General features: G+C 43.9%; 10 protein-coding genes and 1 rRNA gene. 3 read left to right on the top strand and 8 right to left on the bottom strand.

The annotated features are described in order from the left end of the window. From ACDQ55_RS06435 to ACDQ55_RS06420, 4 genes are all read right to left on the bottom strand, one after another. A 16S ribosomal RNA gene (locus ACDQ55_RS06435) occupies positions 1–69 on the bottom strand; the annotation flags it as partial. A 530-nt stretch (positions 70–599) separates the two neighbouring features. Continuing rightward, positions 600–1,361 (bottom strand): tRNA pseudouridine(38-40) synthase TruA, encoded by a 762-nt coding sequence (gene truA, locus ACDQ55_RS06430; RefSeq protein WP_420980420.1) that lies wholly within the window; start codon positions 1,359–1,361, stop codon positions 600–602. A 159-nt stretch (positions 1,362–1,520) separates the two neighbouring features. Next, complete coding sequence (locus ACDQ55_RS06425) at positions 1,521–3,011, bottom strand: DUF4476 domain-containing protein (RefSeq protein WP_420980419.1); 1,491 nt, start codon at positions 3,009–3,011, stop codon at positions 1,521–1,523. Between the two features lie 33 nt (positions 3,012–3,044). Then, positions 3,045–3,542, bottom strand: coding sequence for a biotin/lipoyl-containing protein (locus ACDQ55_RS06420; protein ID WP_420980418.1), 498 nt, complete (start codon positions 3,540–3,542; stop codon positions 3,045–3,047). A gap of 134 nt (positions 3,543–3,676) precedes the next feature. On the opposite strand from ACDQ55_RS06420, the gene ACDQ55_RS06415 reads away from it, so the two are divergent. Further along, positions 3,677–6,226: a M1 family aminopeptidase gene (locus ACDQ55_RS06415; protein WP_420980416.1), complete on the top strand. Its 2,550-nt coding sequence runs from the start codon at positions 3,677–3,679 to the stop codon at positions 6,224–6,226. A 74-nt stretch (positions 6,227–6,300) separates the two neighbouring features. Here ACDQ55_RS06415 and ACDQ55_RS06410 read toward each other — a convergent pair whose 3' ends face one another. The 4 genes from ACDQ55_RS06410 to ACDQ55_RS06395 all read right to left on the bottom strand — a co-directional run bounded on the left by ACDQ55_RS06410 (position 6,301) and on the right by ACDQ55_RS06395 (position 9,160). Beyond that, positions 6,301–7,221 (bottom strand): hypothetical protein, encoded by a 921-nt coding sequence (locus tag ACDQ55_RS06410; protein WP_420980414.1) that lies wholly within the window; start codon positions 7,219–7,221, stop codon positions 6,301–6,303. A gap of 18 nt (positions 7,222–7,239) precedes the next feature. Then, entirely contained in the window at positions 7,240–8,013 is a 774-nt protein-coding gene (locus ACDQ55_RS06405) for a TPM domain-containing protein (protein ID WP_420980413.1), read from the bottom strand. 35 nt (positions 8,014–8,048) lie between these two features. After that, positions 8,049–8,507: a TPM domain-containing protein gene (locus ACDQ55_RS06400; RefSeq protein ID WP_420980412.1), complete on the bottom strand. Its 459-nt coding sequence runs from the start codon at positions 8,505–8,507 to the stop codon at positions 8,049–8,051. 65 nt (positions 8,508–8,572) lie between these two features. Beyond that, entirely contained in the window at positions 8,573–9,160 is a 588-nt protein-coding gene (locus tag ACDQ55_RS06395; protein WP_420980410.1) for a LemA family protein, read from the bottom strand. A gap of 389 nt (positions 9,161–9,549) precedes the next feature. Here ACDQ55_RS06395 and ACDQ55_RS06390 point away from each other — a divergent pair, with 389 nt between their 5' ends. Continuing rightward, a complete protein-coding gene (locus tag ACDQ55_RS06390; protein WP_420980408.1) occupies positions 9,550–10,014 on the top strand; it encodes a response regulator in 465 nt (154 codons plus the stop codon). A gap of 158 nt (positions 10,015–10,172) precedes the next feature. Continuing rightward, positions 10,173–11,543 (top strand): dipeptidase, encoded by a 1,371-nt coding sequence (locus tag ACDQ55_RS06385; protein ID WP_420980406.1) that lies wholly within the window; start codon positions 10,173–10,175, stop codon positions 11,541–11,543. Positions 11,544–11,546 lie beyond the last annotated feature (3 nt).

The raw sequence follows: 11,546 nt of genomic DNA, 5'->3' as shown, positions 1-11,546 counted from the left end.
CCCCTCGACTTGCATGTATTAGGCCTGCCGCTAGCGTTCATCCTGAGCCAGGATCAAACTCTCCATTGTAAAGAAGTTTTGATACTGACTAATTTCTCTCGAAATCAATCGGATCATTTAATTATGTTTAGCTATTACATTACCTTGAGTTGAATCAAACTATCACTAATTTGATTCTTGCTGTTGTTTCCATTCTTTCAAAGAACTTTAGCTATTTACTATCAGCTCCTTAAAGCCAATAGACAAATGCTATTGTAAATGTTTGAGATCCGATCCCTGTGGCTCCTTTCGGCCGAACATCTTAAGAACTTTATTTTCCGTTTCGCGTTGTTTGCGTTGGGGTTGCAAAGGTAATCATCTTTTCGTTTTCACCAAATCTTTTTTAAGATTTTTTAAATCTTTTTTCTGGCGTCCTGTGTATCACTACGTTCAGGCAAGTACGAAAAATATTTAAATGAAGAACTTTGGTGTGCCTGCTTTCTATCGAAGCGGAGCGCAAAGGTAGGCGTATTTTTAATACTTCCAACTTTTTAAGTACATTATTTTCACACCATCTGCTATAACCCTTTACCACAAAGGACTATAGCAGATAAAAAATATCAATGGCTAAACGTAACAGGCAATAAAAGACCGTCTGGATAGTGTACATTCATTAAAAACAATCCTTGTGGCGGTACCGCAAAATCAGCATTGGTACAATCCTTACTCTCTATCGCCTTCCGAAACTGCACCATAGAAAGCTTACCACGGCCTACCCGCAGCATAGTGCCCACCAATCCCCGTACCATCCCCCTTAAAAAACGGTTAGCAGTAACATTATACACGATACGCTCTCCATCTGCAGTCCAATAAGACTCCATAATATTGCAGATATAAGTTTTAACCTGCGTGTTCCGCTTAGAGAAAGTAGTAAAATCGCTGTATTCTTGTATAATGGCAGCAGCTTCCTGTAAGGCCCCGATATCTACCCGGTAAGGAAAAAAGTACCCCCGGTCTTTCATAAAAGGGTCTTTATGTGTATACAGCGTATATTCATAAGAGCGGCTTAAAGCAGCAAAACGACAGTTGGCATCTTCCGGCACCTGGTATATCCCCCTCAATACCACATCATCAGGCAAAATGGCATTGATCTTATATAAAAACTGCGGATGCAATGGCAAAACAGTATCAAAATGTAAATAATTCTGCTGCGCATTTACTCCTGCATCTGTTCTGCTGGAACCAGTACTCTCTATTGCGTCCCTGAATAATATGCTCAATGCCCTATCTATCTCCGCTTGCACGGTATGCGCATTCTCTTGCACCTGAAAACCGCTGTAAGCAGCCCCTTTATAGCCAACTTCAATAAAATACCTGTTCATATGGGGGCGAAATTAACCTAAAATACAATTAATAGCAGGAAGCAGCCCCTCGCTGCTCAACGTTATCCACCGGAAGATTTTCAAATGTTCCAATTCCCTCCAATAAATGAGGGGTTGTATCTATTGCTGATACAACCCCTCATGATGGATACAATTATATTATCTATGCAGCATGGCTTTAAACCTACCCTTATAATAATCATCAATCAACAGCCCTTCCAGCACGCTATACTTCTCGGTATCGTAAGTTTTGGAATAAGCAGCATCCAGCAAACGATACCGGGTATCGTCGGCAGTCAGCAACTGCGCCAGGGTTTTGATCTGCGCCGTTTCCAAACAATAGTTACGTGTTTGTTTGCGGAACACCTCCAGCATACTATTATCTGTTCTGGCAGCCACAAACTTACGCAACAGCTTATGGAAGGTTTCATCATCCATAATGTTTACACAGTCGGTATTGATCAGGCGAACTGCTGTTGACTTCTTTTTAGCGGCAGGCGCCTTTACGGCATCGTCTACTGCTACCCCGGCAACAGTTGGTTCAGGCATGCCTGCCGGGTCAACAACAGCTTCTTCATCGCTACCATGCTTCTTTTTCTTTTTAGTCTTTACTGGTGGCTCCTCAGCTGCCACCGCTGGTGCAGCGATGCCATAATCACTAGCATCCGTAACAATATTGGCAGGATGTTCTGTATCATCAGAAACCCGGTGTTTCTTCTTTTTAGTATGAACAGGTTGTTCTTCCTCTATCGGTGCAGTAACATCTGCTGCTACCGGAGACGGCGCAACAGTTACCTGAGGAGCAGGCGCCACCTGGCCCTGATCATCCTGAAACTCTATAAAATCAGGATTTCCTTCTCTTACTTTATGTCTCCGGGATCTCTTTGTGGTAGATGTACCGGCAGCTTTAGCAACATCTTCGGCCGCCGCTTCACTGGCAGCCATCTTCCCTTCGTCTGCCATTACCTCACTTAAAATAGCCTGTTCTTCTTCGGTAAGTGGCATTCTTTCATTTTTCTGCTTTTTATATTTTCCACTCTTTCCATCAGTTACCACTTCCGGCTCCGGTTCATTCCTATCATCGCTGCTCACGACTATTTTGTCCAATGCAGAAGCAAATGGATTGCCTGATTTTGCCCCTTTAGCCCCTTCTTTCGCTACCGCTTTATCTGTAACGGTATTTCCCAAATCTTTCTGCTGGTTCGCTACCATCTCCGCAGGGGCGTTATCCTGGGTTGGTACCGGGATATCCGGTACATGAGCAGGTGCTGCTGCTAAAACTGTAGCAGCCCTGCCTTCGGCCCTTATCTCATGGAAAGTTTGCAAATTATACAGGGAATAACCTGCATCACCAGATTGTTTCAGCAAAAAGCCCTCGTCGCTTTTAGCCACTTTCAGATTAAACTGCGCCTCATGCGATTCATTCTTAGGAAACCCAATAGTTACCGACGTTGTGCCATTCTCCAATTGAGACAAGATAATATAACCCCGCTCAGTGGAACTCAACACCTTTCCATGGTATTTTACATAGAACGGTAACCCCTTCTCACTCTGGATATATATAAAATGATGCTGTTCTTGCGCCCATACGCGACCGCATAACAACAAACATCCCCAAACAAATAATACTGACCTGAATCTGAGATACATACTATAATGATATAAAACTGTGATGCGCAAATATTATTCCAGCACTACCAGCACCTCGCCTTTTTCAACAGCAGTGCGTTCCGCTACTTTAATTTCCTTTACAATGGCATCTGAACTGGCTTTGAACACATTCTCCATTTTCATGGCTTCCAGAATCAGCACCGGGTCTCCTTTCCTGATGGCCTGACCGGGAGTTACCATTACTTTAAGCACCAATCCCGGCATGGGCGCCTTGATATCATTTACCTTCTTGACCATTGTATCCTTAATACCCATCGCAGCCAACAACTGGTCTATCGGCTCTTCTATAGCTACTTCGTATTGCTCCTGATGTATCTGTAATACGACGGTTTTAGTATCCTTATCTACCCGTAGCACCTGTACCTGATAACTATGGTCGTTCATAATAACACTATAATCCCCGGTGGGCAATTGCACAGCCGACCAGTTGACTTCCTGATCATTACAGGTAAGCTTTTTATCTTTATTAATAGCAAATGTAGATTTGCCATTCACAGTCGCTTTAATCATAATGCTGTTTTATGGGCCCGCAAGTGTAACAAAAATAGCATTTTTAACCACTTACCTCAATTTTGGCCCATTTGTTTAAATTTGGCTCCTTTAATTTCACAAAGGAGATACATTTATTTAAAACTGTCTTTTACATGAATCAACGTCTGAAGCACTCCCTGATAGGGATATTGATCGGAGGAATAGCCGGACTGGGAGCCTTTACTCCTGCCTTGGCACAATCTGACAAAGCTGCCCAAGAAGACCCCGCATTGAAAATTTACCGTGCATCGGCCACTAAAGTAAACGATCTAGTACATACAAAACTGGATGTTCGTTTCGATTACGCAAAAAAATATTTGTATGGCAAAGCATGGATTACACTCAAACCCCACTTTTATCCTGCAGATTCCCTGACTCTCGACGCCAAGGGCATGGATATCCATGAAGTATCTCTCGTAAAAACAGGCAAGAATATGCCGTTGAAATATAGTTACGACAGCCTGCAACTACATATTGCCCTGGATAAACAATACAAATCAACAGAATCCTATATCATCTATATTAGCTATACCTCCAAACCAGATGAGCTCAAAGTAAAGGGTAGCGCAGCAATTACCGATGCTAAAGGATTGTATTTTATTAATCCGGATGGGAAAGAGCCTAACAAGCCTATTCAGATCTGGACTCAGGGTGAAACAGAAAGTTCTTCGGTATGGTTTCCCACCATTGATAAAACCAACCAAAAGTCTACAGAAGAAATCAGCATGACCGTAGAGAAAAAATATGTGACCCTCTCCAACGGTAAGCTGGTAAGCCAGAAAAATAATGCAGACGGCACCCGTACCGATACCTGGAAAATGGATCTCCCTCATTCCCCTTATCTTTTTATGATGGCAGTAGGAGATTATGCTATTGTAAAAGACACCTGGCGGGGTAAAGAGGTAAACTATTACCTGGAAAAACCATATGAGAAATATGCGAAAAATATTTTTGGGAATACACCGGAGATGCTTACGTTCTATTCCAAAATACTTGGTTATGACTATCCTTGGGTAAAATATTCCCAGGTGACCGCCAGAGATTATGTATCCGGCGCCATGGAAAATACTACAGCTACCCTTCATGGAGAATTTATACAGAAAACAGACCGGGAATTACTGGATAATAATAATTTCAATGAATGTGTAATTGCGCATGAACTGTTCCATCACTGGTTCGGCGACCTGGCTACCGCAGAATCCTGGAGCAACCTTACTGTTAACGAGTCATTTGCAGACTATAGTGAATATCTCTGGCTGGAATATAAATATGGCAAGGATGCAGCCGATGAACATAGCATGGAAGCCGCCCAGTCTTATATGTCGATGTTACAATATTCCGGCGACAAAGACCTGGTGCGCTTCTACTACCACGACAAAGAAGATATGTTTGACCAGATCACCTACCAGAAAGGAGGCCGCATCCTGAATATGCTCCGCTATGCTGTAGGAGATTCTGCTTTCTTCAAATCACTGAACCTTTACCTGAAAACCAATGCATTTAAAGCTACCGAAGCACATCAACTACGGCTGGCCTTTGAAGAAGTAACCGGCCGGGATATGAACTGGTTCTTTAATGAATGGTATTTCGGTAAGGGCTTTCCTGAACTGGATATCAGCTATCAATACAATGATGCTGCTAAAACAGTTACCGTTATTATACAGCAGATCCAGAAAGACGCCAAAGTATGGCAAGTGCCAATGGCCATAGACATTTATGCTGGTGGAAAAGTAGACCGGCGCCAGATCACCCTGGCCAACCGGGTAGACTCCTTTACTTTCTCTTATACCACCAAACCCGACCTCGTAAATGTGGATGCGGATAAAGTAGTATTGGCCAAAGTAGATGACCATCGCCCGTTCAGCACGTATGCTTTTCAATACAGCCATGCACCTACTTACATGGACCGCCACATTGCGATCGATGAAGCGGCAGATGCACAGGGTTCCAACCCGGAAGCAGTAAAAGTGCTGCAACTAGCGCTTAGAGATAAATACCACGGGTTAAGATCTTATACCATCGGTAAACTTAACCTGAAAAGTGAAAATGTAAAATCTGCCACACTGCCTATCCTGGCAGAACTGGCCAAGCAAGACCCCAGCTCCCTGGTACGCGCAGCGGCCCTGCAACAACTGGGCGAACTGAAAGATCCGCAGTATGCGCCACTCTATGAAGCGGCTACCAAAGACAAATCATATGGTGTGGAAGCAGCCGGCCTGGAAGGCCTGGCAGAGCTAGACCTCAACAAAGCGTACAATATCGCCAAGCAAATGGAAAACGACACCAAAGGCAAACTGGTGAATGCCATTGCGGGTGTATACGCCAGAAAAGGTAATCCAACCGATATTAACTTTGTAGCAACCAAATTTGATGAAACTTCTGGCCAGGACAAACTGAATGCAGCTTTTGACTACCTAGGGTTCTTATCCAAAATTAATAATACACCCGCCGTTATTAAAGGAGTAGACCAGGTAAAAGCCATGACCGCCCAATTCAATAATGCACAGGTAAGCACCTATATCAGCAACTGGATGCAGGAGATTAGCAAGGCCAAATTACAGGAAGCTACTGCAGTAACCGGCAGCAACCGGGAGGAATTACGGAAACAGGCGGATTATATGCGTAAAGCATCAGAAGAAATCAGAAATGCCATCAAGGAATAGTATCCGTTTAATTATATGAAAAATGGGGAAGCCGGTAAAGGTCTTCCCCATTTTTATTTAGGAGAACCATTATATTATATGATGATAGCCACCAAGCCCTCTATGCTGGAGTCCCATCGCCAGGGAGTATTGGCTAACCGCACACCACCCAGCCAACGGTGTTCCATAGAAATATAGTCCAGGTAATTCTCTTCCTCTCCGAGTATTTCCCGCCCCAGGCTGGTTATCTTCAACATCTGGTCTTGTTCCTCGATAACGCCGGAACGCACCATCCTGTTGATCAGGATATCCAACTGGAAATTGCTGAATCCATATATTTCCAACTCGCCCCAGAAGAGCATGTAAAGGTCGTACCAACGATAATTGCCTAACATCAGGCGTAGCAGAAAATAGTTTTCAATGATGCTGAGGCCGGTAGTGATATCCGGAAATCGTTTTAGATGGGCTTGCAGCGCGGCCGGTATATGCACCAGATTGCCGGTAGAAAGTTTGCTGATTGTTTCAAGTACTACAGGAGTATCCAAACACCATGCATCCCAAACGTCTGCTGCCATAGTGAGATCTTCAGATTGGAGCTTGACCCTTTTTTCAAACAAACCGGGAAGATCTTCCGCCTGCCGGTGATGCGGAAGGTCTACAATACTGATAGGAGGAATAATCTCCAGCCGGCTGATAATGTAATGCAGGATAAACAGCATATTGATCTGGCAGAACAGGTCGTACTCGAACCAAAGTATGATTTCATCAGCCGTAGGACCGAAGTGGTCTATTTTCTCCAGCTCCTGCATCACATGGATATGATAAGTTTGCTTGTCTATTCCATATTGAAATTCGAGGTGCTTGGCGCGGCTTTCAAAGAACGTTATCAGATCTTTGGTATATTTCGCCTTTCCTTCGCACATCATTTCCCTACATATCACTACGTCTCCGGGCAATCCACTTTGTTTGAACAAGGTAAGCGTTGCATCTCCGTTTAACACATGCAAATATGACATAAAATAAGTTTCCAGATATTACCAACTACCACTGGCGCCTCCGCCGCCGCCTGAACCTCCACCGAAGCCACCGAAGCCGCCTCCTCCACCACCGCCGGACCAGCCACCGCCTCCGCCGCCAAAGCCTCCCATGCCAATTACGGGCCAAATCCACCCACCTCTTCTGTTATAAGTGGTACCTCCACCGCCTCGTCCTCCTCCTCCACCTCTGCTAAAGAGGGAGATAATAATCACAACAATGATGATCAGCAGAAAGATTTCACCAATGCCTAACCCAGATTTCCCTTGCTTGGAGTCCGCCTTGTATTCACCGGCAGCTGCTTTTTCGATTGCATCTACTGCGGCATCTAACCCTTCATAATAATGTTCCTGGCGGAAAGCGGGCTTCAGGATCTGGTTAATGATATCATTGGCTATCGCATCGGGCACTGCGCCTTCCATTCCATACCCTGTTTCAATCCTTATCTTCCTATCTTCAACTGAAACAAGAATAAGTATACCATTGTTTTTGCCTTTTGTACCAATACCCCAATCGCGCAATATTTTTAATGATACCTGACTAATGTCGTAGTCGCCAACCGATTTCAGGGTAACGATCGTTATCTGCGTGGAAGTACTGTCATAATAGGCCACCAGCTTCTGTTCCAATGCATCGTCCTCATTTTTCAACAAGATACCTGCAAAGTCATTTACCAAAGTTGGAGGATTAGGCCGGGGTGGAATGTTCTGCGCTTGTGCCAACAAGCCCGCCATTATAAATAATCCCGGTAATAACCAGCGTAATATCCTCATCTTAATCTAAGCTAAATCGTTAAAAAGAGTGGCTTTTATCTGCCGAATACGATATCATCCGGCAATTCATTCACATCATCGCCGGCTTCATGGGGAAAATAAGTGCGCAGGGAAATACCTATTTCTGCGATACAGGCTTCTATGCCTTCAACAATCCGATCCTCCTGAAAATGGTTGATCAACAGTGCGGCTTCTTTCACCCAAAATTCATCTCCTACTTTCTCATGTATGCCCTGATCTCCCAGGATAGCAAACTGCCGGTCTTTGATGGCCACATATACCAATACTCCGTTCCGCAACCTGGTTTTGCCCATATCTAACGACACAAAGGCTTCTTTAGCCCTGTCTATGGGATTTACATAATTGCAGTGGTTTTCAACAAACAAGCGGATTTCACCGGAGGTAAGCCGTTCGGCCACCCGGATAGCCTGCACGATTCTGTTCTTCTCCGTTTCTGAAAAAATCTCTTTTCGTTTAAAAGGGAAAATGCGCATGCTATTTAATTTTTCGATTTGAAGCCGGGTGTAAATACCCGGCTTCAAAATATGGGGGAGAACTATTAGAATTTTACCTGTGGAGCGTTTTCAGCACCTGCTGCTGCCTCGAAGTAACCCTTCTGTTTAAATCCGGTAATACCGGCTATAACATTGCCCGGGAATGCGCGTACAGCACTGTTATAACTTCTCACTGCATCGTTAAAGTCATTGCGGGCCACATTAATCCGGTTTTCGGTACCTTCCAGCTGTGCTTGCAGGTTTTGGAAATTAGCATTTGCTTTTAGATCGGGATAACTTTCAGATACGGCGAGCAAGCGGCCCAGCGCCTGGCTCAACTGTCCTTGGGCTGCCTGGTATTGTTGTATTTTTTCAGGGCTCAGATCATTTACATCTACTTTTACCTGGGTAGCGCTGGCACGTGCCTGAATTACTTTTTCCAGGGTTTCGGTTTCGAAGTTAGCAGCTCCTTTTACAGTGGCTACCAAATTAGGGATCAAGTCTGCCCGGCGTTGATAACTGCTTTGTACCACTCCCCATTTATTTTTTACATTTTCTTCCATGCTCACAAGTGAGTTGTACTTATTACAGCCGCCACAACCTGCCAGGACCAACAAAAAGAGTACTACAATAACAATCATTCCTTTTTTCATCTGAATTAAAATTTAAGTTTAAGTGCGGTAGTGAAGCAAAACGTATTCCTATTTTGAGTTTTACCGGTAGAAGTAGTTATTTTCACCGGTGAATGTTATAAAAAAAGCGGTAAACGGCAGCTTTTCATCACTATACGAAAATATGGAAACTAAGCCAGTAAAACCGCCATCGGATAAGGAAACCACAAATTTTTAAAAAAGTTCATTCATCCTTGAAATATTCGTCATAAAACAGTATGTTTATATGTACCTTTGTAGCGCATAAAACGTTGAACGTTTTACTTTTGTAGTTAAGGTGAATGGGGCAGAATTGGACACAAAATCGATATCGAAGGTTTCATTGTTTCTAACTCATTTATTATCAATAACTTGGAACTAAGTCTGCTTAAATGAGTGCACAACACATCCATATACTTTATATTGATGATGAAATACATAATCTGAATGCATTCAAAGCTTCATTCAGACGGTTGTACAGCGTAGTAACGGCTACCTCCGCGGATGAAGCGGAGAAACTGCTGGCAGAGCAGGAATTTCACATCATTATCTCGGATCAGCGTATGCCCAAAACAACCGGGATAGAGTTTTTTGAATCTATATTGGACAAATACCCCGAACCTATACGTATGTTACTGACCGGCTATGCCGACATTAATGCTGTAGTAGATGCCATCAACAAAGGGCAGGTATATAAGTATTTCTCCAAACCCTGGAACGAGGAGGAGCTTAAACACAATATAGAAAAAGCTTACGAAGTATATGCACTTCGCAGGGAGAACAAAGAACTAACAGCTAAACTCCTCGACGTAAACCAGAAACTGGAATTTCTGGTAAGACAGAAGCTTATCTCCTGATCATCATCGACCAATAATTACCATTATTATAGCTAACAACCCTTCCTAAAGGGCTAAAACTGTTTGTTACCCACTGCTGGCAAACACCAAACAGATGATACGTGGAATGTTGTTTTTCCGTTAACTTGCACCACATTGTGAACTTAATTTCCTAAATCATGCAAGTTTGGAAAGATTACCAGGCAGAAAATAAAGATCGTTTCCTGGATGAATTACTGGCGTTGTTACGCATTCCTTCCGTGAGTGCAGACTCCCGCTATAATGCAGATACACAGCAGTGTGCAGAAGCTGTAAAACAGCGCCTGCAGGAAGCTGGCGCCGATAATGTAGAAGTATGTCAAACGGCGGGACATCCTATCGTTTATGGAGAAAAGATCATCAACCCTTCTTTACCTACTGTATTAGTATATGGCCACTATGATGTACAACCGCCCGATCCATTGGATCTGTGGCACAGCGGCCCATTTGAACCGGTAATTAAAGATGGTAATATATATGCCCGCGGTAGCGCAGACGACAAAGGCCAGTTTTATATGCATGTAAAAGCCTTTGAAACCATGAACAAAACCAACACCATTCCCTGCAACATCAAATTTATGATTGAAGGGGAAGAAGAAGTAGGTTCCGCTAACCTGGGCATCTTCCTGGAACAAAACAAAGAACGCCTGAAAGCAGATGTTGTACTGATTTCCGATACGTCCATGATCAGCCTGGAAAACCCATCTATTGATACCGGTCTCCGCGGCCTGGCCTATATGGAAGTAGAAGTAACCGGTCCTAACCGCGACCTGCACAGTGGTGTATACGGTGGCGCCGTAGCCAACCCAGCTACCATCCTCGCCAAAATGATTGCTTCCTTACACGACGAAAACAATCATATCACCATTCCAGGATTCTATGACAAAGTACAGGAATTGAGCGCCGAAGAAAGAGCAGCCCTCAATGCCGCTCCATTCGATGAAGCCGCATACAAACAAGATCTGGGCATTGATGAAGTGTGGGGAGAAAAAGGTTATAGCACCATCGAAAGAACAGGTATCCGCCCAACATTGGAAGTAAACGGTATCTGGGGTGGCTATACCGGCGAAGGTTCCAAAACAGTACTGCCTTCTAAAGCTTCTGCTAAGATTTCCATGCGCCTGGTACCCAATCAGGATTGGCACGAAATCTCCGACCTGTTTACTAAACACTTTGAAGCCATTGCACCGAAGAGCGTAAAAGTGAAAGTGACCAAACACCACGGTGGCAGTCCATATGTAACACCTACCGATTCCATAGCCTTCCAGGCAGCGCAAAAAGCTATCCATGCTACTTTCGGAAAAGATCCAATCCCCGTTCGCGGTGGTGGCAGCATTCCTATTGTAGCGCTGTTTGAAAAAACGCTGGGACTGAAAACAGTACTGATGGGCTTTGGTTTAGACAGCGATAACTTACACTCTCCCAACGAGAAATATGGTTTAGCCAACTATTATAAAGGCATTGAAACTATCCCTTATTTCCACCAATATTTTGCGGAAATGAGCAAGTAGCCT

The organism is Chitinophaga sp. 30R24 (assembly GCF_049056765.1).
In the GTDB taxonomy this organism is placed as follows: domain Bacteria; phylum Bacteroidota; class Bacteroidia; order Chitinophagales; family Chitinophagaceae; genus Chitinophaga.
This window is presented reverse-complemented; position numbering and strand designations above follow the sequence as displayed.